This window comes from Breoghania sp. (genome assembly GCF_030066895.1).
GTDB lineage: Bacteria > Pseudomonadota > Alphaproteobacteria > Rhizobiales > Stappiaceae > Breoghania.
In genome coordinates this window covers 152,068-173,332 of the sequence record NZ_JASJAV010000011.1, presented here as the reverse complement: position 1 = coordinate 173,332, position 21,265 = coordinate 152,068, and the positions used below count along the sequence as shown (strand labels likewise).

Genomic DNA, 21,265 nt, shown 5'->3' with positions numbered 1-21,265 from the left:
CAGCAATAGCCATTTGTTTCAATAAGTTTTCGCACATTTGACCTGCGCTCAATTCTGGTTGAGATTATCTGCAAACGCTCCTCAAAGCTGAGTGGATCTGCATTTTTAGGCTTTGGGGTTCGTAGGGGGGAGTGGGACAAAGACGCTATGTAACGCAACAGCCTTCGTCGGTAGTTTTCTAGCTTCGGTTCTTCGGCAGGTCCAAACAGTCCATACCATAACGCGTTTTGTCCAAAGCCCGCCGGTCTTGGAAACCAGCCTTCCCTTTTCTTCGGAAATTGAAAGTACCGATTTTCTGAAGGTATGGAAATTATATTCGCGCTAGTTATGTAATATCGAATGCCTGGATTGTCCGGTCGAGGCTGAGGCTTGTGGTATACTCTGACGTCGTGGTAGATGCCAATAACGATCAGCCTGTTTAAAATTGGGTGGGGGGCAACAATTACTACTGTGATGCCATCAATGTATTCATCTCTCCGAGTCGCTCCACTTTTTTCTAAGTGAATGGAGGCATTCCCCACGCCGTCTTTAAAGCGCGCATTGTGAGGAAGGTAGGCATAGTAGTAGCCAGTTTTGTTATCGGACTTGAAATTTAAAGACTCGTGAGCGGGGCCTTCGTTCTCGTTGATGTATGAGTGCCCTCCAGTAGGTGCCTCGTCGAAATTTGTGTATGACTCTAGCCACGCGGTTCTGCAAAGGAGCAAATCGAACATAAGAGGCTCTCAAATAATTAGTGTGAAGCTATCTTTGGTTGGGATGCGTTAAATGTCCAGTCTTGATTGTCAATATTCACTATATATCCCGCTTGTTGCGGTCCAACTGCGGTTAGCCCTGCGCTTGGATCGCCGGATAGTAAAGTTTTTCAACTTGAATCACTGTGACTGGCTAGCTGCGAGATCGGGAAGGGTGTTGATAGCGGAGGAGGGACTTGCCCCCCGACACGCGGATTATGATTCTACCGGAAAACTGAAGGGGGGAGGCTGAGCGCACGGTGGTGGCCGGTGCATATCGTCTACGGGGGCGGAGATCTCGCCCCGCAGAGATTGCGCGCCTTCATCGATTTCGCGAGCCCGCGTCTGAACTCCATACGGGCCGGTCATCTGAAGAAGGGACGGCAGTAAGCTGGTTTCCCTCTGTAATATCGTCACATAAGGGGCAGATAGACTGTTTGATGGAACGCCGAGGGTGCGGTATTTCAAAAAGCTCTTCGAGTTGCCGCTACGGATGTTTTGCCGGGTTCCCACATGGCCTATGTGACGTCGCTTTTTGCCCGGAAGATGATTGCGGCGTCGGGTGATGCCGTGGACGGGGCCGCCTTGCTCAGAGCCGCCGGGCTCGATCCGGAGGGGGATCCCAAGGTCATGATCCCCGAAACATCCTATTACGATCTGCTGGAGAGCATCGCTGAGCGGATCGACGTGACGGACCTCCCGGTTCGCGGCGGGGCTTCCATGCGCTGCGACGACTATGGTGCGCTGGGGCTGGCGTGGAAGGCTGCGCCGAACCTGCGCGGCTCGTTCTCGCGGGTGGAACGCTATGCCCGGCTGTGGACCAGCGTGGTTTCCTACGAGCTTCGACCCGACCCTCACGGTGCGCTGTTCATCCTGCACCGCTCCGGACCGCGACGCTTCGGCTTGCGATTGTCGAACGAGACGACGCTGGCAAAGCGCTGTCTCGTTGGTCCGGCAGGTCAGTTCCGCTCCCTTCTCGCCGTTGGAAGTGCTGATCCAGCATCCCGCACCGAAGAGAACCGATGCGCACGAAGCATGGTTCGGGTGTCCTGTGCGCTTCGATGCGGAGCTTGATGCCTTGCTGATTTCCAGCGAGGCGCTGGCGCGCGCGAACATCCTCGGGGATGAGGGCATCTCGCGTTATCTGACGTCGCATCTGGATGCGGAACTGTCGGAAATCACGCTTGAGGAAACGCTGGTCGGGCGCGCCAAGGACGCGATCGCGCAAGGCTTGAGCGAGGGCGTGCCGAAAATGGTCGATATCGCCCGCGGACTGGGCTTGAGCGGGTGGTCGTTTCACCGTCGCCTGTTCCGAACAGGGCATGAGTTTTCAGGGGCTGACGGAAGAGACGCGCCGGGAACTGGCCGCAGGGCACCTGCGCGATCAGAATTACACCTTGGCGGAGACCGCATTTCTGACCGGGTTTTCGGAGCAAAGCTCCTTCACGCGCGCTTTCAAGCGCTGGGTCGGGAAAACACCGGCAAGCTACCGCAGGGACCATGCCGCTATGTGAGGCGGACAATTGGCAACGAATGTCAAAACCGTGGCGAGGCCGGTCAAGACCGTGCCCGTGCGTGTGCTCTATCCCTCCTTCGCATTCCCGCAAGCCAAGGAGGACTTTTCATGCAGACCAAACCAATTCTCGTCATCGGAGCCACGGGCAAGACCGGTTCGCGCGTCTGCGCCCGGCTTGAGGCGCTGGGGCTTCCTGTTCGCAGTGGTTCGCGCAACTCGTCAACGCCCTTCGACTGGGAGGCTCCGCAGACCTGAGCCGGGGTGATGGAAGGGGTGAGCGCCGCCTATGTGACCTACTACTCCGACCTCACCGTTCCCGGCGCGGTGGAGAAGCTGGAATCCTTATGCGAAACGGCGAGGGCTGCCGGTGTCTCGCATCTCGTCCTGCTCTCCGGGCGTGGCGAACATCACGCACGACTGGGCGAAGAGGTCGTGCGCGCGTCGGGCGTGGATTTCACCATCGTCCGCGCGGCATGGTTTGCCCAGAACTTCAGTGAAGGCGAATTCCGCGCGCCCGTGCTTGCCGGCCTGCTGCCGATGCCGGGCGGCGATATCGCCGAACCGATCATCGATATCGAGGATATCGCCGACGTGGCGGTGGCTGCTCTGACCGACGCGCGTCACAAGGGCGAGCTTTACGAGGTGACGGGCCCCCGGCTGATGACATTTGCCGAAATGGCGGCGGACCTTTCCGCAGCGATAGGACGGGAGATCCGGCACGTGCCGATTTCGTTCGAGGAGTTTTATGCCGGTATCGCGGCATCGGGCGGGGCGGAGTTCGCCGATCTCGTGACCGCCATCGCGCGCGAAACGCTGGACGGTCGCAATGCACATCTGGGCGATGGGGTTCAGCGGGCGCTAGGGCGGATGCCGTGCGATTTCTCGGATTTCGCAAAACGGATCGCCGCCTCCGGTGCGTGGGCCGAGGCTGCCTGAACCCGACAATCGCGGGGCGGAAGGGGAGCCTCTTTCGCCTCGCTCGATATTTCGAAAGGAGGGCGAGATGTTGCCATTCATGTTTGTGCTGATGCAGTTCGCCGTCCTCGCCTATGCGATTGTCGGCGGCGCCTTTCTGACCTTTTCCGATTTCGTCATGCGGTCCATGTCGTGGACAAGAGGCGTCGGCGGGGTGGAGGCCATGCAGGTCATCAACCGCGAGGTTTTTCGTTGGGCCTTCATGTCCTTGTTTCTGGGAATGACGAGCCTGTCGGTGATCATTTTCGGTTATGCCTTGTTCAGTATCGAGGGCCCCGCCGGAACGTTGATGCTGTGGGCTGCCGGTGTCTATCTGGTGGGATGCTTCTTGGTCACAGCGGCCTTCAATGTGCCGATGAACAAGCGTTGGCGGGCATGGATCTTTCCTCCGATGGCACGCTCGCCTATTGGCGGACCACCTATGTGCCGCGCTGGACGTTCTTCAATATGGTGCGCACCATTGCCTGCCTGGTCGTCGCCGTCTTGATAATCCGGGCGCTGTGGTGGCTGTCCCTGTCGCAAATGACTGCGGCGGCTTGAAAAACGGGGCGGGATGAAACACCAATTCAACTATTGAATGCTACCCGGCCACTCGTATCGAGCCATAAGGTCGCCGCGCTTACGTGCAAATCGATTTGTCTTTTGGGGGAAAGAAGTTGGTAGCGGAGGAGGGACTTGAACCCCCGACACGCGGATTATGATTCCGCTGCTCTAACCAGCTGAGCTACTCCGCCATCCAATGCGCGATCATGACACCCGGAGGGTGCAGGCGCCTTGTGGCTACCGGGTGAACCGGCAGTGTGGGGGGCATATAGGGGAGTCGCCATTTGCCTGTCAAGCGTTGCGACGTGCCTGGCGGAACTTGTTCACGAAAAGCCTGCTTTCGTTATCTGAATCCTGCTTCATGCCATACGAGCAGAGCCGGGCCGAGGGGATTGCATTGCGTTCCTTCGCCAACGTCTCTTGAGTTCGGCGTTCGGAGCGCTCAGGCTTCGGGCTTGCGGAATGTCAGCATGGTGAAGAGGCCGAATGGCGGGACGGACTGATCCTCTTCCAGAATGAGGTTCGTGTGTCCGAGAACGCGCGATTTGGCGAAGACCGGGTTCCAGCCGACCCAGCTTGCGTACCGCGCCAGCCATTGTTCGGCATGGGCGCGCAGGCCTTCGCTGGCGGAGAAGTGGTTGACCAGGATCACGTGCCCGCCCGGCTTGGTGACGCGCTCCAGATTCTTCATCACCTTCACGGGATCAGGCACCACGGTGATCACGTACATGGCGATGGCGACGTCGAAATGATCGTCGGAAAAAGCCAGGGCGCCTGCGTCCATCGCGAGCAATCCGTCGACATTGTTGAGACGGCCGCCGCGGACACGCTGCTCCGCCTTTGCCAGCATCTCTTCGGAAAGGTCGATGCCGGTCACTTTCAGGTCCTTGTGGTAGTAGGGCAGGGCCATACCCGTGCCGACACCGGCCTCAAGCACACTTCCCGAAAACTCGTTAACGCGCTTCACGCCGACACGCCGTCCCCAATAAAGGAGCGCGCGGAAGACCATGTCGTAGATCGGCGCCCAGCGGGCATAGGCGGCGCGCACGGCCGCATCGTCCAGTCCGCCCTTGTCGGCGTCGAAAGGGCGTTTCATGCGGTCGCGCAGTTTGCGCAGGCGGTCGGGAAGTGTTTCGCTTCTCATCATCCGTGTGCGGTCGCGGCAGGTGTTTCGTTGAGGGCGGCAAGGGCGCGCTCGGCGTCGCGGGCGCGTTCGGTCCGGTCAATCCAGCCGCCGCCGAAGACGCGCGCCGTGTCGCCGTCATTGTCATAGAAGACGCACGCCTGACCCGGGGCGATGCCGTGTTCTCCGCCATCCAGCTCAACGACGACGTCGTCACCGTCACGCAGCAGATGCGCGGGCCGCGGGGGACGCGTGGAGCGCACCTTGGCGTAGATCTCCAATCCGTCTTCCGGCAGATCGTCCAGCGACACGTCGCCGAGCCAGTTGACCTCGCGCAGGTGCACGCGATGGGTCATCAGGGCATCGCGCGGGCCGACGACGACCCGGCTGCGATCGGCATCGAGATGGATGACATAGAGCGGTTCGCCCGCTGCAATGCCGATGCCACGGCGCTGGCCGATTGTGTAGTTGATGATGCCTTCGTGGTGGCCGAGCACGCGTCCGTCCACGTGGACGATTTCGCCCTTCTCGGCAGCCCCCGGCTTCAGCCGGTTGATCAGGTCCGAATAACGGCCGGTGGGGACGAAGCAGATGTCCTGGTTGTCCTGCTTGTCGGCGATCTCGAGATCGAGTTCGCGGGCAAGCTCGCGGGTCTCGGGCTTGGTCAGGCCGCCCAGTGGAAAGCGCAGGAAGTCGAGCTGCTCGGGCGTTGTTGCGAAAAGGAAATAGCTCTGGTCGCGTTCCAGGTCGACGGGACGGAACATTGCGCGCCGTCCGTTGACAAGGCTCGTGCGCACATAATGACCGGTCGCAAGCGCACCGGCTCCCAGTTCGCGCGCGGTGTCGAGCAGGTCGTGGAACTTGACCGTTTGATTGCAGGCGACGCACGGGATCGGCGTTTCCCCGGCGATGTAGCTGGCGGCGAAGGGATCGATCACCGCTTCGCGGAACCGCTGTTCGTAATCGAGTACGTAATGCGGAATCCCGAGCGTCTCGGCAACCCGGCGGGCATCCTGAATGTCCTGTCCCGCGCAACAGGCGCCCTTGCGATGGATCGCCTCTCCGTGATCGTAGAGCTGCAGCGTTACGCCGATGACGTCATATCCCTGGCGCTTCAAAAGACCCGCGACAACAGAGGAGTCGACCCCGCCGGACATGGCGGCGACGACACGCGTATCCTCCGTTCGGCCGGGAAGATCCAGGCTGTTTAGCATCCGTGGCCACTCCGAGTTATTGGCCGGCAAAGCGAGAGCGGCCGTGTGACGGCGCGACAGGCTGGCAGGCTCTCGCTGGCGGTCGCTTAAACCTTGGTGCGTATATTTTCGCACATCTATCGCCCATTTAGGAACGGAAAACGCGTTCTCAATGGGGCGGCTTGGCTCGGGCGCACTATATCGAATGACACTCCGCTCGCCAATTCAGACCTTATGCACCCGGCAAGCTTTGCCGCGTGGAAAAGATTTCCCAAGTTTTCGGCCCAATCTGCCGGGGGAGCCGGTCGCTGATTTTCGCAATTTTCCGCCATTCTTTGGGTTGGCCTCGCGCTTGCTAGACAGGGGCGGGTTTTTCTGTCCGCCGATGGGGGCGGGCAATGCCAGAGTGTGCGAGGTCACCGTGCTGACATTCGAGTCTATGATTGCGATGGATCCGGCCTCGGGCGGTTTTACCGCAGGCTTTGAAGGCGGTGCGCCTGGTGCAAACCAGACGGGAGCGCCGTCCGGGCAATTCGCGACCCAGCTTTCGGTTGTCATGAACGGGAATGGAACGCAGGCGGGTGGCGGCGGCGCGGTGGTCGGCGTCAGCGCTGTGAATTCCGCGAGCGGGACGATGTCCGCGACCATCGGAAATACCGGTGATGCAACCGGCTCTATTCAGTCCGATATCGGTGTCGTCATTCAGGCAGGTGCTGGGATGGGCTCCATGCAAGGGGCCCGGACAATGTTTTGTCGACGCCGTTACCGGTGAGGGAACGACGGTCGACGGCGAAGTCGCGCTGGAAGGCTCCGGTGAGCAGAGCGACGATACGTCGACGGATGCTGCCGCAGCCGGGTTGATTCCCGGTGTCGGTATCGTTCCGCCAATGGTCGCGCCTCCCGTGAAAGGCGAGGCTGAGGGCGTTGTGCAGATCGGCGCTGCTGCCGGGACGGACGGCGCGCCGATCGGCGGCGCAATGGGTGATGCTTCGGCGGGAGCCGGGGCTGCGTCGGATGTTGAGGGCGACCTGGATATTCCGATCGTCCTTCCTCAAGGTGCCCAGTCCTCCAAGGCCGGAACGGCCGGGACCTCGACCGGAGCCGGCGATGGAACGGGCGTCGGGGCATCGGGGCATCGGGGCAGCCGGTGATCGACCCGCAAGTCGCCAATGCGGCGAAAGCGGCGATTGTGGCCGGCGAAACCGTGAGCGGTCAGGCGCAGACGGCTCCCTCCGCAACTGACGGATCGGACGAAGGTGAGGTCGCCGCGAAGTCGACCGCCCCCAGCACGTCAACGCTGGATGCAAAGAAGCCCGCATCGATGACGATGCCGCGGGCTGATCCTGCCACCTCTTCGGCACAGGCCAAGAGTGCGGGTGACGACAGGGCGTCGACGAAGGCCGCGGACAGTTCTGCGCAATCGACTGCCAAGACGGCAACGGCTGCCAATACGGCGGCGGTCAATGCATCTGCGACCAATACCGAAACGGTTGGCGATGAAGCTGCTGCGGCTGCCGCCGCCAAGCCGAAACCGGCTGCTGCGAGCGCGGAGTCTCAAAGCGTTGATCCCGACGGTGGCGATGTTTCTGCCGATGACAAGGTAGATGTTTCTGCCGATGACAAGGTAAAGGTGCAGCCCGTGGCCGCTTAGGCGTTCCGATCGACTGATACGGCCGCAGCGCAATCGGCGGCGGCCAAAGCCGCTTCGGGTGTGGCTCAGGATGGAGAGGACGGGGATCCGAGGCTCGTCAACTTCTCGTCTGCAAGCGACACGTCCGCTGAGGGCGACGGCGTGGATGTTGACGGGGATGCGGGCCAAACAGCCAAATTCACGGCAGCGGAGCGAACCGGCCGGAAGGCAAGTTCGGCGACGCAGCAAGCTGGTACTGCGACGGCCGCTGCCGCTGCTGTCGCCACGCAGAAATCCCTCGATGGGGGGACTGATACTTCGGGATATCTCGTCCTTGTTCGGCTCTTCTATAGATGGGGCGATTGCGTCGTCGGTGCGGGCTGCGGGAGATCTGGCCACGCAGGCAGCGCAGACCGGGCAGGGAACGACGGCTGCCCTGCCGACAGCGATGGTCGCCTCCGAGATCGCGCGAAATGTTCAGCGCGGGGTTACGAGCTTCGAGGTTCGTCTCGATCCACCGGAGCTGGCGCGCGTCGACGTCCACCTGAAGATCAATGACGACGGCAAGGTCCAGGCGCATCTGGTCGTGGAACGGCGCGATACGCTCGACATGGTCATGCGCGATCAGTGCGGCATGGAACGGGCTCTGGAAAATGCCGGTCTGAAGACCAATGGCGATGACGAACTTCAATTCTCTCTGAATGGTCAGGGACAACGGTTTGCGGGCAATGACGGCGGCCAGAATGGCAACGCGTCGACGTCCGGAACGCAAACCGACGCTGGGGTGAGTAGGGAAATGACTGAACAGTCGCAGGTATCCGAACAGCTGGCTACCTATAGCTGGCAGGGTGCCAGCGGCGTGGATATCAGAATCTAGTCTTTGCCGGTTCTCGTACCGGGTGTGTGAGTACAGGGGACAGAGTTATGGTTGACAGTGTTTCTGGCACGTCGTCCTCAAGCGAGGCCGCTGTGGCTTCGACAAGCTCCACTGCCTTGTCGGCCAACTACGAGATGCTTTTGTCGCTGCTGACGACGCAGCTCAAGGTTCAGGATCCGCTCGATCCGCTGAAGGCAGAGGAGTTCACAAATCAGCTCGTCCAATATTCTTCCGTCAAGCAGCAGATCCAGATGAACAGTTCGATGGCAACGCTGATCGAAAAGGTCAGCGCGTCCAATGCGACCAATCTCGTCAGCTATCTCGGTCAAACGGTGACGGCCGACGGCAACGAGAGTGTATTGAACGACGGTTATGCGACCTGGAAATTCAATACCTCGGCCGCTGCGGACGGGGCCGAGATCACAATCCAGAATTCAAGCGGCGCGATCGTCTACATGGACGACGATGTGGATCTGCTCAAGGGCAGCGGGGCTTATGTCTGGGATGGGCGGACCGATTCTGGTTCCACGGCCTCTGACGGCGCCTACACGATCTCGTTTTTCTCTCAGGACAACCAGGGCAAGAACGTGAGCGTGACCACCGAAGTCGTCGGCGTCGTCGATGGGGTCGATTTCAGCAGCAGCGATCCGGTGCTCAAGATGGGAGACGTCTCGATTCCTCTCTCTTCCGTCACCTCGGTCACCTCGGTCTCTTTGAACCTTTGAACCGCATCGTGCAGAGATGAAGGCTCTTCAGGCCATATGCCAAAGATATCCGGCGCACGGCGACGTTGATCGCACTCGTGCCGGATCCTTGCCGGAGAGTCTTTCGACGTCGGCGAGTCTTCTGACGTCGAGAAGTAGTCCCACCCACGCCGTCAGCCTCGGGCGCGGCTGCGGGGAATCGGACATCTGGAACGGCGGGCCGACGTCCCATACCGGCCTATCTCCTGCCGGGGCTCCCAGAATCGCTGACCCATTGCTTTCCGGCGGCATTTCCCGTTGCGCGATTCCTTTTCGAAATCGCAACTTGAGGTGCGTGCGAGGCGCCCGCTCGAGGCTTTGCATCCTGTGATGCCTCGTGAGAATCCCGGAATGCAATTTTTCTCACGTCTTCGAAATACGGCAAAAATCCGCCCTTTTTCGCAGGGTTTCGCTTCTCGCGCCAGGGCTAGCATATTCGGAGAAAGCGATAGTGCTAACTCTTACCGAATTGTTGCTAATGGCTTAGGTAAATTTTAAAGCCGCGCCGGTATCGTCTTTTGGTGTCTGGGGCGATTTTCGTTGAATTTGCGATGTTGAAGGAATCGAAAGCCGCCTGGCAATATTCGTTGAAGCATAGTCCAGAAAATCGGTCGGTGACGACCGGGGGTGAAGCTTCACAGGTCACGTTTAGTGTGAGAGTACGATGACCGAACAAGTGCGTTCTCGGGTCAAATACGTCATCGGGCCCGACGGCAGTCCGTTGACGGTTGCCGATCTGCCGCCGACCAATACAAAGCGCTGGGTCATCCGCCGCAAGGCGGAAGTCGTGGCTGCGGTACGCGGTGGCCTATTGTCGCTGGATGAGGCCTGTCAGCGCTATACCCTGACTGTCGAGGAATTTCTCTCTTGGCAGAGTTCCATCGACAAGCACGGGCTCGCGGGCCTGCGTGCGACACGGGTACAGCAATATCGTCCCTAACAGGGCGCGCGTTTACTGCGAAGGCAGCCAAATCGCTTCTCCTCAAGAGCAGATTCCGATCGGATTGAATCGATCCGATTGACAGGAAGTTGCTCAAGATATTGAATCTGGAGTAATTTCGTATCGTTCGGGCGGTTTCGCCCGGACGGAAAATGCTTAAGGGACATAACGGTCGCCTGGCGATCGTCCAACGCAATTGATGCGAGCCAGTCACCATGCCGGTCCGTTTTTGTTTTCGGAATCAAAAAAATGCCAATGGCATTGATTGCAAATAAATCCATCCGTGCGAATGCGTCCGGTATGGCACGGAGTTCGTTAACGGGATCGGCGTTTTTTGCCGTGTCGCAACGGCAGCGATAGGCCGGGACCCCGCAGCTTTCCACGACCATTAATTACTCAGAAACATTTTGTTAAAGATTTGTTTAACATGACGGGGGAAATTTTTGCCTAGCGGGTCGTCTGGAAGGAATCCGCACATCCTCAATCCTCATACTTCCAGACGGCTCGCTTAATTATGTGAAGACAGTCCAGTGGGTTGCAGCTCGTGAATGGCATGCTCGAATTCTTGCGTACCTTGGGCGCCGGCCGGTTGGCCGCGATGGGTGCCGTTGCGGCGATCCTGATCGGGATGTTCGCGGTCATAATGATGCGCGTGACGACGCTGGCCATGGCGCCGCTCTACACGGATCTGAGCTTCGACGATTCGTCTGCCATCATTCGCCAGCTCGAGAGCATGGGTATCGAGTACGAGACCCGCAACGAGGGGGCTGTGATCCTCATCCCCCAGGAGCGGGTTTTGCGCATGCGCATGTCGCTGGCGGAACAGGGCCTGCCCACCGGTGGCTCCATCGGATACGAGATCTTTGATCGCACCGATACGCTGGGGAGCACGAGCTTCGTCCAGAACATCAACCAGCTTCGCGCGCTTGAAAGCGAGTTGGCGCGCACGATCCAGTCGATTACCCGCATCGTCAGTGCTAGGGTGCATCTGGTTCTGCCCAAGCGCGAGCTCTTTCAGCGGGATCGCGAGGACCCTTCCGCTTCCATCGCGCTGAAGGTGCGCGGGGCGCTGGACAACGGTCAAATCCGCGCGATCCAGCATCTGGTCGCCTTCGCGGTGGAGGGGCTGTCGCCGGAGCGCGTCTCGATCGTCGATGAGCGTGGAACGCTTCTGGCCAGCGGTGTGGAGCCGGACCTGGAGGGGATGGTGTCCTCTTCACTTCAGCAGCGCGCCAACGAGTCGGAAGCCTGGCTTCGCAAGCAGGTGGAGGAGATCGTTTCCTCCATCGTCGATCCCGGACGGGCGCGTATACGGGTGGCCGTCGATATCGACTTCAACCGTACGACGGAGACGTCGGAGACCTATGATCCGGAAGGGCAGGTCGTTCGCTCCACCCAGACGCGGGAGGAGAATTCCACCAGCACCTCGCAGGAAGGTGGGGTGACGGCCGGAAATCAGTTGCCCAATGCGGACGCCAATCAGAACGGCGGCGGCGATCGCGAGGCGTCCAATTCGACCGATGAAACCGTCAACTACGAGATTTAGCACTCCACGCGAACCACGGTGGAAGAGGCCGGGGCGGTCAGGTCAAGCGCCTGTCGGTCGCAGTTCTCGTCGACGGCGTCTATCAGACGAACGACAGCGGCGAACTGATCTATTCCGAGCGTCCGCAGGAAGAATTGGACCGGATCGCTGCGCTTGTACGCTCCGCCGTCGGGTTCGACGAGCAGCGCGGCGACAACGTCGAGGTTGTCAATCTGCGCTTTGCCCAGGGTCCGGTGGCGGATCTTCCCGAGAGTGAAGTCGGTCTGTTCGACTTCACCAAGGACGACATCCTCTACATGGTGGAGCTGGGGGTGATCGTAGTTATCTCGATCCTTCTGCTGTTCTTCGTGGTCCGTCCGCTGGTGCGCAAGGTCGTTGCCGAAGAGGAGAAGGAGCCGGATGCGCTTGAGGACGGCGAGCAGCAGATGATGACCGGCGCGGAAGGAACCCTCGTCCCGGTGGCGCGAAAGGCGACGAGGAGCACGGGTTACAGTGGCTGCTTGATGCCCAGAAGGCAGGCCAGGATCACGTCAAGTCGGTGGAGAAGATCGGCGAGATCGTAGACGAATATCCCAATGAAGCCGTTTTGATTGTTCGCGGCTAGCTGAACGAGGCCGCATAAATAGTGGCAGGGACAGAACTCAAGGTCGTCGACGACCAGAATGAGCGGTCACTGGGTGGTGCCGAGTGCGCGGCGGTATTGCTGCTTGCGCTTGGCGAAGAGCACGGACGCCATATCTGGGAGCGTCTTGACGAGATAGAGGTGCGCCAGATCCCCGCCGCCATGTCGAAGCTCGGGCCGATCACGCCGCTAATGCTGGAGCAGCTCCTCGGCGAATTCGTTCACAAGCTCACGTCGATGGGTGCTTTGATCGGTAATGTCGATGCGACCGAGCGACTGCTTTCGACCTTCCTGCCCGATGACCGGGTCTCCCTCATCATGGAGGAAATCCGCGGGCCGGCCCGGTCGCAATATGTGGGAGAAGCTCTCCAACGTGCAGGAGAACGTTCTCGCGAACTATCTGAAGAACGAATATCCGCAGACCGTGGCCGTGGTGATGTCGAAGATCCGCTCCGACCACGCCGCGCGCGTTCTCTCCATCCTGCCGGATGAATTCGCGCTGGAGGTGGTCAACCGGATGCTGCGCATGGAGGCGGTGCAGAAGGATGTTCTGGAGAAGGTGGAGCAGACGCTGCGGGTGGAGTTTATGTCGAACCTCTCGCACACCAGTCGGCGCGATTCTCACGAACTGATGGCTGACATCTTCAACAATTTCGACCGGCAGACCGAGGCGCGTTCCCTCGGGGCGCTGGAAGAGGAAAACCGCGAATCCGCCGAACGCATCAAGACCTTGATGTTAATCTTCGACGATCTGGGCAAACTGGATGTGGCGAGTGCCTAGACGCTGTTGCGCAACGTGGAGAAGGACAAGCTGGCCATTGCTCTAAAGGGCACCAACGAGATGGTGCGCGAGTTCTTCTTCGGCGACATGACGGCGTGCGCTGCCAAGATGCTGCGCGACGACATGGAAGCGCTCGGTCCCGTCAGGTTGCGCGACGTCGACGAGGTTCAGTCGGAGATGGTCAACGTGGCCAAGGATCTGGCTGCGCGCGGCGAAATCATGATCACCAAGAACAAGGGCGACGACGAACTCGTCTACTAGTTGAGCAGTAATGGGTAATCCGGCTCGTTTCCTTTTTGATCGCGGTTTCGCGGCCCCCGCGGAGCCCGAGCCCGTGGAAGAGGAGGTGTATGTGGAGCTGACCGTCCCCCAGTTTGAGGTCGACCAGCTCGTCAAGGCGGCGGAGAAGAAGGGCTATGAGCGCGGCAAGTCGGAGGCGGAATCGAAGATCGCCGAAGACGGCGCGCATGTTCTGGCGAAGGAGACGGAGAAGCTTGTGGCAAACGCCGCGGAGCTGCTTCTCAAGATCGATGGGGAACTGGACAGGATCGAGAAGGATTCCGTCGGTCTCTCGTTTCTGATCGCCCGGCGCTTTGCGGCGCATCTGGTGGCTCGCGAGCCGCTGGGAGAGGTGGTCGCGCTGATCTCTGAATGCCTCGGCCCGCTGCGCCGTGCGCCCATGTGGTCATCCGAGTGTGCGAACGCGACAGCGAAAAGTTGCGCGAGCGAATCGACAAGATCGCCTATGAGCGCGGTTTCGAGGGACGGATCGTTATCCTCAGAGAGCCGGATATCGAGCGCGGCGATTGTCGTCTGGAATGGGCTGACGGCGGGCTGGTACGAGATCGCAAAGAGCTTGAAAAACATATCGAGACTGCCATTCGAGGCTATTTCGCTGCACGCCAACCGGCGTCCGAAAGCAACGGAGCGTGACGCATGAGCAATAATGATGAACCCGAAGTGGATGCCGGGGCCGAGCTCGGCGGCATGCAGTTCGAGGAATTGGAACCCGGCCAGGGGCCCGGCGCGAGGAGAGCGACGATTCTCCGCACGTGCGCTCCGCTGCCGATCTGGAAGCCGTCTTCGACGTTCCCGTACGCGTGGCGGCCGTTCTCGGCCACTCGCGCATGCCGGTCTCCGACTTGTTGGACCTGTCGGCGGGAATTGTGCTCGAACTCGACCGGAAGGTCGGTGAAGCTATCGATATCTATGTCAACGCCCGGCTGGTCGCCCGTGGGGAAGTCGTCCTCGTGGAAGACAAGCTCGGCGTGACGATGACGGAAATCATTAAGATCGACCGATAACGGTCTTCAGGGTGAGAGAAATGACATGCGCCTTCTGATCATTGGCACGCTCGGCGGACAGCTTACCGTGGCTTCCAAGACTGCCATGGAGAGGGCGCCAGCGTCACTTTCGCAGAAAACGGTCGATAATGGCCTCAAGACCCTGCGCTCCGGAAAGGGCGCCGATCTGATCATGATCGATGTTGGGCTCGACATCGCCGCCATGATCGAGCGGTTGCAGCACGAACGGATCCACGTGCCGGTCGTTGCCTGCGGGACGCAGTCGGATGCGCGCTCGGCCGTCCAGGCGATCCGAGCCGGGGTCAAGGAATATATCCCCCTGCCGCCGTACCCCGATCTGATCGCGGCAGTATTGAGCGCGGTGGCTGAGGATCAGTCCGATCTCATCTATCGCGACGAGGCCATGGCGGCCGTCGTGCAGCTTGCCGAGCAGATCGCGCCGTCCGAGACCTCCGTGCTGATCACGGGTGAATTCGGCACGGGCAAGGAGGTGCTGGCGCCCCACGTGCACCGCAAGTCGCAGCGGGCGAACAAGACCTTCGTTTCCATCAACTGTGCCGCAATTCCCGACGATCTCCTGGAATCGGAGCTGTTCGGGCATGAGAAGGGTGCGTTCACGGGAGCGGTCGCACGGCGCGTCGGCAAGTTCGAGGAAGCCGACGGCGGCACCCTGCTGCTCGACGAGATTTCCGAGATGGATATCCGCCTGCAGGTCAAGTTGCTGCGCGCCATTCAGGAGCGGGTCATCGACCGGGTCGGCGGTACCCCGTCCGGTGCCCGTCGATATCCGCATCATCGCCACCTCTAACCAGGATCTGGCGGAAGAGGTGCGCTCCGGTCGGTTCCGCGAGGATCTGCTCTACCGGCTGAACGTCGTCAATCTGAAGATCTCTGCCTTGCACTCGCGTCCGGCGGACGTTCTGGAACTGGCGCAGCACTTCGTGCGCAAGTATGCGGAAATCAACGGCGTGCCGGAACGACCGATCAGCGCCGATGCGCGCCGTGCGCTGACGTCCAATCCGTGGCCCGGCAACGTGCGTGAGCTGGAGAACACCATGCATCGCGCGGTGCTTCTGGCCCGGGACGAGGAGATCTCCGCATCGGCCATCCTGATGCCCGACGACAGCCCCATTCGCGGTGGTGCTGGTGGCGCGGCGAAGTAGGCGGCGATGACGGCGGAAGCGGTCAGCCGCACCATGGTCGGGCGGACGGTCGCCGACGTCGAAAAGCAGCTCATTCTGGAGACGCTTGAACATTGCCTCGGCAACCGCACCCATGCGGCGAAGATCCTCGGCATCTCCATCCGCACGCTGCGCAACAAGCTCAACATCTATGCTGGGAAAGGTACCGAAATACCGGCCCCGGGCGAGCCGAGAAACGCCGCATACTGACCTTCTCCGCCTGACCGTCTGATCGCGCTGCAATCGCATCCAATCGAGGCCCGTTGATGAGCGACGTACCCAGTGTTGCAGCACCTCCGGCGGAAACGGGAGGCAAACTCTCCACCGGCGGCGGAGGCGGTGGCGGCGGTTTCAACATTTCGCACGTCCTCGGGCTTCTGAAGCGCGGCGATCTCGGCCTTGCTTTCGTGGTGATCACCATCCTAGTGGTGCTCATCCTGCCGATGCCGTCCTTCCTGCTGGACCTGTTTCTGGCGCTGTCGATCACGCTTTTGGTTCTGATCCTGATGACGGCGCTGTTCATTCAGACGCCGCTTGAATTCTCGTCCTTCCCGACCGTGCTGTTTATCGCGACCATGTTGCGACTGGCGCTCAACCTCGCCTCCACGCGCCTGATCCTTGCCAACGGGCCTGATCCTTGCCAACGGGCATGAAGGAGCGGGTGCGGCCGGGCACGTCATCGAAACCTTCGGCAGCTTCGTCATGGGCGGCAATTTCGTCATCGGAATGATCATGTTCGGCATTCTGGTGATCGTGAATTTCGTCGTGATCACGAAGGGCTCCGGCCGTATCGCGGGTGGCCGCACGCTTCAATCTGGATGCCCTGGCCGGCAAGCAGATGGCGATCGACGCCGATCTGTCGGCCGATCTGATCGATGAGGCGGAAGCCCGGTGCAGGCGGACGGAACTGGAGGATGAATCGGCCTTCTTCGGCGCCATGGACGGTGCCTCGAAGTTCGTGTGCGGTGACGCGATCGCCGGGTTGCTCATCACCTTCATCAAAATTATCGGCGGCAGCATCATCGGTGTCGTGCAGAACGACCTGTCCTTCGCCGATGTCGGGCATTCCTACACGCTTCTGACCGTCGGCGACGGTCTCGTCTCGCAGATCCCGGCGCTGATCGTTTCCACCGCCGCGGGTCTTCTCGTCTCCAAGGCGGGCGTCAAGGGAGCTGCCGATCAGGCGCTGATGAGGCAGCTCTCCGGCTATCCCAAGGCTCTTGGCATGTCGTCGGGCGTGATGGTGGTGATGTCCTCCTGCCGGGTATGCCGATGATCCCGTTCCTGGTTCTGGGCGGGCTTGCGGGGTGGCTGGCGCTGCAGGGCGGCAAGGTGCAGCAGCGCAAGGAGATCGAGAAGGTCGCGGCAGAGGCGGAAACGGCCAAGCCGGCTCCGGAGCCGCCGATCACCGATGCGTTGAAGATGGACGATCTGCGTATCGAACTGGGATATGCGCTGTTGCCGTTGATCAACGCCGAAAGCACCACGGGCGATCAGTTGACCGAACAGATCAAGGCGCTGCGTCGTCAGCTTGCCTTCGATCTCGGCGTGCTGATGCCGCCGGTGCGCATTCTCGACAACGTCCAGCTCGGCGCCAACGAGTATGTCATCAAGGTGAAGGAGGTGGAGGTCGGCAAGGGCGAGATCCAAGCCAACCAGTCCATGGTTATGGATCCGCAGGGCAAGCAGGTGAAGCTGCCCGGCACCCACCGACCTTCGGCCTGCCTGCGACGTGGGTGGATTCCTCCTTGGGCGAAGATGCGACGCTGAAAGGGTATATGGTGGTGGATCCGGCGACCGTCATGTCGACCCACCTCACCGAGATCCTGCGCGCCAACATCTCCGAGCTTCTCTCCTATGCCGACGTGCAGAAGCTGCTGCAGGAACTGCCGGACGGCCAGTCCAAACTGGTGGAGGACATCGTTCCAGGCCAGATCACGATCTCCGGCATCCAGCGGGTGATGCAGACGCTGCTCGCCGAACGCGTGTCGGTTCGCGATCTTTCCACCATTCTGGAAGGCATTGCGGAGGCCGTCGGGCCCATGGCGCGGAAAAGCAGCACCGAGATGCCGCCCGCCAGGTCGCCCATGAAGGCGCCAAGATGGCCGATCGAGAGTTTCCGGAATCCGGGACGCAGCACCACCAGAACTCCGACGTCAGGGTGGAGAAGATGACGACGCTCCCGGCCGCGCCCAGCGTCGCGGTAATGGCGTGGACGAGCCACAAGGTTCTGTTGGTCGTGCGGAAAACGTCGCTTCAACGGTCTTCTCGCGTCTTGACGAAGGGAAGGGCCATCAGGCTGAAGACCGCGCCGAAACAGGTGACCATGAACGGATCGAGTTGGTTATCCAGCAGCTTTACGCAGGAATCCGAAAACGTGAAGGTCGCGAATGAGAGAAAGGAGAGGGCGACACCCTTTCTGACGCTGGACTGGGAGAGCATGGCAAACTCGCGATGCGGGGAATGTGTGGCCCGGTGTGTCGCCCGGACCGCTTCGGCTGCCCCGCTAATGGGGCCCGGAATACCGCGTCCTCAAACGAAGGCACGATCCTCCAGAAATTTTAAGAGAGCGACAAAACCGGGTCGCCAGCCGAAGCCGCAATCAGGCGAACGCGTCTGTCATCGTTGTTTCACGGGGTGGTATATTTCCGCTTGCGAACCGACGCAAGTGCATAAAAAGCATAGCTGATCCGTGGAATGAGAATGCGTGCGGGAAGCGGCACAAATGCGCCAATCCGATCAGGAAAAACCGGTGTCAGACGGACAGATCTAGGCTGGAATAGAGCTCGTCCAGCTCGGCCTGGCGTTCATTTCCGCCTGAAGTCGCGATTGGACGAGTTGGGTCGTCAGCTCAACCTGTCCGGCGGCGGCGCTCACGCCCGTGCTGAACAGGCTGGTTGTGGCTTCCTGCTGCGCATAGAATTGTTCGTTCGCCGCCTGGCGTCGGGCCTTCCATTCGGCGTTATTGTCCGTGAACGAGAATTTCTTCACGTTCGTCAGGGCATAACGCTTCTGATAGATGCTCTCAACCACCACAGGTCTCCCAAAGCGGGAGTTGCAACCGGCACGTTCCGGAAGCTACACGGCATAAGTTGTGCCCGGTGCGGCTTAATCAAAGGTAAACGACGTAGCGAAACTGCGTGGTTTCGCACGCTATTTCACGCAGCACCCGCCGTTTGACGGGGCTCTGCAACCACGCGTTCGGGGAACATCGCCTCGATTGCCTGCTTTTCGGCCGCCACCACGCCGTGCTCTGTGATCAGGGCGGTGACCAGCCGGGTGGGGGTGACGTCGAAGGCGTGATTGGCGACGGGAGAACCGTCCGCGATGATGGACACCGTCTCGAGATGATGGACACAGTCTCGATATGCCCCTCGCGCGTCAGTCCGCGCGACATAGAACGGTATGCCATTGTCATGCGCGGCCAGTGCCTTGAGATAGGTGCCGATCTTGTTGCACACGTCGCCGTAGGCGGTGGTGCGATCCGTTCCCACGATCACCATGTCCACCTTGCCGTGCTGCATGAGATGGCCGCCGGAATTGTCGGGAATGACCGTGTGGGGCACGCCGTGGCGGCCGAGTTCTCAGGCGGTCAGCGCTGCCCCTTGGTTGCGCGGACGGATCTCATCCACACAAACATGAACCGGAATGCCCGCATCATGCGCCATGTAGATCGGCGCGGCGGCGGTGCCCCAGTCGACGGTCTCAAGCCAGCCCGCATTGCAATGGGTGAGGATGTTGACCGGCTCGCCCGGCGCCTTTCCCCGGGCGATGTCGCGCACGAGTTCCAGGCCGTTGCGACCGATTGCGGCGCAGATCTCCACGTCCTCGTCGCAGATTTCGGCGGCCCGGGCATAGGCGCGTTCTTCTCGCCTGGCCTGCGGCAGGTTGATCAGCAGCTTGCGCATTTCATCGAGCGCCCAACGCAGGTTGACCGCCGTGGGGCGCGTTGCCAGCAAGGTCCGACAAGCCTGTTCGAAGCCGTCGTCGCTTGCGTCCTGCGCCATCTGGAGGGCGACGCCATAAGCGGCGGTTGCACCGATCAGGGGTGTGCCGCGCACCTGCATCGTGCGGATCGCGATCGCCGCGGCCTTCATCGTCTTCAGCGTGACGACCGAGAAGACATGGGGGAACCGGGTCTGGTCGATGATGTCGACCGAGCGCCCGTCCTCGTTGAGCCAGATTGTGCGGTAGGGCTTTCCATCGACCAGCATCCAGAGTCTCCCGTCTCGCGCGTGAACGTCGTCTGTCGTTCGTGCGGAGGGAAGGCTACCCCTTCACATTGATGACGGCGGCTCCTGTGGCGTCCTTCAAGGCTTGCGGTGTGGTCGCGAAGATGCAGCGCGGCGTTCCCGCAGCCGCCCATATCTCGTTCTTGGCGAGAAGATCCTCATCCATGTAGATCGACAGCGGCTGCGCGTGGCCAAGGGGAGGGATGTCGCCGATGGCGAAGCCGGTGATCTCGCGCACATATAAGCTGCGTCCGGGCGTTCCAGGGCTTCACCGATATCGCCTTCTCGTTGACCCGATTGTCTCCGCTGACCAGCAGCAGATACGGCTTTTGCGAATCACGGCCGCGAAAAACCAGCGATTTGACGATCTGCCCAACCGTGCTGTTGACCGATTCTGCTGCATCCTGGGCCGTGCGGGCAGTTCCCGGGACTTCCACGATGCGAATCGTGAGACCCGCGGTTTCCGCCGCGTTTTGAACGATTTCGGCGCTCGGAGGCAATGCTGTCATGTTTTAGTCCTGCGAATATTTAATATGGTTGGGAGATTAACCGGGGAAGACTTCCGTTCGATTTGCCGGGACGCTGAATCGAGGTTCCCGCCGTGTTACTTAATGACGTATTAACATATCAGCGCGTGCGTGTGAAAGGTTACGGCTGGGGGAGTCTCTCGCACGCGCCGATGACCGGAACCCGGAGATGTGACGGCGATGAGCAATCAGGCGGATAACGTTGTGCCGCATGCCAAGGTGCGCAGTCTGCGCGAGGCAATGCGCAAGGTCCGCTTGGCCGAAGCCGAGCGGACCGATGTGATCATCGATTTGCAGGAAACGGGAAAAGCCCGCCTCGACATCCTGTGCAAGGAACTGGACGGCGTCGCCAAGGAAATCCCGGAGGACGAAGAGCAATTCATGCTGCAGGTCGTGCCGGGCAACCCGCCGCGGCTGTGGGTCGATGTGACGAGCCACGTGGTCATGGCGCGCGACCGGCGGACCTATCGGTTTGCCAAGGACACCCGTCTCGGCCGCACGGTCCTGCTGGAAGCCGATTCTGCCAACGACATGGCCGACTGCATCACGGAATATGTTGCGGAGCGTATGATCGACCGCGAGCGGGCGCTGGAATCGGACTGGCTGTTGAAGCGGCTGCGCGCCGATGCCGACAAGGCGCTGGTGGAAGCGGAAGAGCGCCGCAAGACGGCTCAGCCGCGAAAAGGGGCCGGACTTGCCACTGTGGTGGGCGTTTTCGTCGTTGGACTTGCCGTCGGCGTTGCCGGGCTTGTCGGCTACGCCTGGTTCTTCAATCCGCTGGGCTGATCTGCGCAACGCCTA

21 protein-coding genes, 1 tRNA gene and 5 pseudogenes are annotated in these 21,265 nt (G+C 60.6%); 18 read left to right on the top strand and 9 right to left on the bottom strand.

All coding sequences use genetic code 11. The features are described from left to right. A partial coding sequence (locus QNJ43_RS13175) for a hypothetical protein (protein WP_300470649.1) occupies nucleotides 1-713 on the bottom strand: 713 nt, incomplete at its 3' end. Between the two features lie 531 nt (nucleotides 714-1,244). Between QNJ43_RS13175 and QNJ43_RS13170 the strand changes: the two genes are divergently transcribed. From QNJ43_RS13170 to QNJ43_RS13160, 4 genes are all read left to right on the top strand, one after another. Beyond that, entirely contained in the window at nucleotides 1,245-1,805 is a 561-nt protein-coding gene (locus QNJ43_RS13170; protein ID WP_300470647.1) for an AraC family transcriptional regulator ligand-binding domain-containing protein, read from the top strand. Beyond that, nucleotides 1,783-2,502 carry a hypothetical protein gene (locus QNJ43_RS27185; RefSeq protein ID WP_346432973.1) on the top strand — a complete coding sequence of 240 codons (720 nt, stop codon included), beginning with the start codon at nucleotides 1,783-1,785 and terminating at the stop codon, nucleotides 2,500-2,502. Before QNJ43_RS13170 ends, QNJ43_RS27185 begins: the two co-directional genes overlap by 23 nt. Nucleotides 2,503-2,511: 9 nt before the next feature. After that, nucleotides 2,512-3,183 carry an NmrA family NAD(P)-binding protein gene (locus QNJ43_RS13165; protein ID WP_346432972.1) on the top strand — a complete coding sequence of 224 codons (672 nt, stop codon included), beginning with the start codon at nucleotides 2,512-2,514 and terminating at the stop codon, nucleotides 3,181-3,183. 67 nt (nucleotides 3,184-3,250) lie between these two features. Further along, nucleotides 3,251-3,709 (top strand): anthrone oxygenase family protein, encoded by a 459-nt coding sequence (locus QNJ43_RS13160; protein ID WP_300470645.1) that lies wholly within the window; start codon nucleotides 3,251-3,253, stop codon nucleotides 3,707-3,709. Nucleotides 3,710-3,879: 170 nt separating this feature from the next. Here the strand turns inward: QNJ43_RS13160 and QNJ43_RS13155 are convergent. The 3 genes from QNJ43_RS13155 to mnmA all read right to left on the bottom strand — a co-directional run bounded on the left by QNJ43_RS13155 (nucleotide 3,880) and on the right by mnmA (nucleotide 6,102). Next, nucleotides 3,880-3,956: transfer RNA gene (locus tag QNJ43_RS13155), tRNA-Met, on the bottom strand. A gap of 251 nt (nucleotides 3,957-4,207) precedes the next feature. Further along, a complete protein-coding gene (locus tag QNJ43_RS13150) occupies nucleotides 4,208-4,912 on the bottom strand; it encodes a class I SAM-dependent methyltransferase (protein ID WP_300470643.1) in 705 nt (234 codons plus the stop codon). Further along, the gene (gene mnmA / locus QNJ43_RS13145; protein WP_300470641.1) at nucleotides 4,909-6,102 is read right to left on the bottom strand and encodes a tRNA 2-thiouridine(34) synthase MnmA; all 1,194 of its coding nucleotides are present in this window, start codon (nucleotides 6,100-6,102) and stop codon (nucleotides 4,909-4,911) included. The genes QNJ43_RS13150 and mnmA overlap by 4 nt, the downstream gene beginning before the upstream one ends. 400 nt (nucleotides 6,103-6,502) lie before the next feature. Here mnmA and QNJ43_RS13140 point away from each other — a divergent pair, with 400 nt between their 5' ends. The 13 genes and pseudogenes from QNJ43_RS13140 to QNJ43_RS13085 all read left to right on the top strand — a co-directional run. Then, nucleotides 6,503-6,853 carry a hypothetical protein gene (locus QNJ43_RS13140; protein WP_300470639.1) on the top strand — a complete coding sequence of 117 codons (351 nt, stop codon included), beginning with the start codon at nucleotides 6,503-6,505 and terminating at the stop codon, nucleotides 6,851-6,853. Then, nucleotides 6,792-7,232, top strand: coding sequence for a hypothetical protein (locus QNJ43_RS13135; RefSeq protein WP_300470637.1), 441 nt, complete (start codon nucleotides 6,792-6,794; stop codon nucleotides 7,230-7,232). The genes QNJ43_RS13140 and QNJ43_RS13135 overlap by 62 nt, the downstream gene beginning before the upstream one ends. After that, nucleotides 7,229-7,732, top strand: coding sequence for a hypothetical protein (locus tag QNJ43_RS13130; protein ID WP_300470635.1), 504 nt, complete (start codon nucleotides 7,229-7,231; stop codon nucleotides 7,730-7,732). The genes QNJ43_RS13135 and QNJ43_RS13130 overlap by 4 nt, the downstream gene beginning before the upstream one ends. Before the next feature lie 313 nt (nucleotides 7,733-8,045). Then, complete coding sequence (locus tag QNJ43_RS13125) at nucleotides 8,046-8,588, top strand: flagellar hook-length control protein FliK (protein ID WP_300470633.1); 543 nt, start codon at nucleotides 8,046-8,048, stop codon at nucleotides 8,586-8,588. 47 nt (nucleotides 8,589-8,635) lie between these two features. Beyond that, a complete protein-coding gene (locus tag QNJ43_RS13120; protein WP_300470630.1) occupies nucleotides 8,636-9,313 on the top strand; it encodes a flagellar hook capping FlgD N-terminal domain-containing protein in 678 nt (225 codons plus the stop codon). A 682-nt stretch (nucleotides 9,314-9,995) separates the two neighbouring features. Next, nucleotides 9,996-10,271 (top strand): DUF1153 domain-containing protein, encoded by a 276-nt coding sequence (locus tag QNJ43_RS13115; protein WP_107991867.1) that lies wholly within the window; start codon nucleotides 9,996-9,998, stop codon nucleotides 10,269-10,271. Between the two features lie 565 nt (nucleotides 10,272-10,836). Next, a complete protein-coding gene (fliF, locus tag QNJ43_RS27180; protein ID WP_346432971.1) occupies nucleotides 10,837-11,817 on the top strand; it encodes a flagellar basal-body MS-ring/collar protein FliF in 981 nt (326 codons plus the stop codon). Between the two features lie 50 nt (nucleotides 11,818-11,867). Beyond that, complete coding sequence (locus QNJ43_RS27175; protein ID WP_346432975.1) at nucleotides 11,868-12,380, top strand: flagellar M-ring protein FliF C-terminal domain-containing protein; 513 nt, start codon at nucleotides 11,868-11,870, stop codon at nucleotides 12,378-12,380. A gap of 59 nt (nucleotides 12,381-12,439) precedes the next feature. Next, a pseudogene (locus QNJ43_RS13105) lies at nucleotides 12,440-13,481 on the top strand (flagellar motor switch protein FliG). Between the two features lie 73 nt (nucleotides 13,482-13,554). Further along, on the top strand, nucleotides 13,555-14,160 hold the full coding sequence (locus QNJ43_RS13100; RefSeq protein WP_300470625.1) for a hypothetical protein: 606 nt from the start codon (nucleotides 13,555-13,557) through the stop codon (nucleotides 14,158-14,160). Between the two features lie 115 nt (nucleotides 14,161-14,275). Then, nucleotides 14,276-14,524, top strand: a pseudogene (fliN, locus tag QNJ43_RS13095) (flagellar motor switch protein FliN); the annotation flags it as partial. 25 nt (nucleotides 14,525-14,549) lie between these two features. Continuing rightward, nucleotides 14,550-15,915 (top strand): annotated as a pseudogene (locus tag QNJ43_RS13090) (sigma-54 dependent transcriptional regulator). Nucleotides 15,916-15,971: 56 nt separating this feature from the next. Further along, nucleotides 15,972-17,741, top strand: a pseudogene (locus tag QNJ43_RS13085) (flagellar biosynthesis protein FlhA); the annotation flags it as partial. A 220-nt stretch (nucleotides 17,742-17,961) separates the two neighbouring features. Here QNJ43_RS13085 and QNJ43_RS13080 read toward each other — a convergent pair. From QNJ43_RS13080 to QNJ43_RS13060, 5 genes and pseudogenes are all read right to left on the bottom strand, one after another. Then, nucleotides 17,962-18,147, bottom strand: coding sequence for a hypothetical protein (locus QNJ43_RS13080; protein WP_300470623.1), 186 nt, complete (start codon nucleotides 18,145-18,147; stop codon nucleotides 17,962-17,964). A 327-nt stretch (nucleotides 18,148-18,474) separates the two neighbouring features. Continuing rightward, nucleotides 18,475-18,738 (bottom strand): hypothetical protein, encoded by a 264-nt coding sequence (locus QNJ43_RS13075; protein ID WP_300470620.1) that lies wholly within the window; start codon nucleotides 18,736-18,738, stop codon nucleotides 18,475-18,477. Nucleotides 18,739-18,863: 125 nt separating this feature from the next. Further along, a pseudogene (gene mtnA, locus QNJ43_RS13070) lies at nucleotides 18,864-19,919 on the bottom strand (S-methyl-5-thioribose-1-phosphate isomerase). 55 nt (nucleotides 19,920-19,974) lie between these two features. Further along, nucleotides 19,975-20,175, bottom strand: a complete 201-nt coding sequence (locus QNJ43_RS13065; RefSeq protein ID WP_300470618.1) for a YbaK/EbsC family protein — start codon at nucleotides 20,173-20,175, stop codon at nucleotides 19,975-19,977. Continuing rightward, a complete protein-coding gene (locus QNJ43_RS13060; RefSeq protein WP_300470616.1) occupies nucleotides 20,096-20,446 on the bottom strand; it encodes a YbaK/EbsC family protein in 351 nt (116 codons plus the stop codon). Before QNJ43_RS13060 ends, QNJ43_RS13065 begins: the two co-directional genes overlap by 80 nt. A gap of 198 nt (nucleotides 20,447-20,644) precedes the next feature. On the opposite strand from QNJ43_RS13060, the gene QNJ43_RS13055 reads away from it, so the two are divergent. Beyond that, nucleotides 20,645-21,250 (top strand): hypothetical protein, encoded by a 606-nt coding sequence (locus tag QNJ43_RS13055; protein ID WP_300470613.1) that lies wholly within the window; start codon nucleotides 20,645-20,647, stop codon nucleotides 21,248-21,250. The last annotated feature ends 15 nt before the right edge of the window (nucleotides 21,251-21,265 follow it).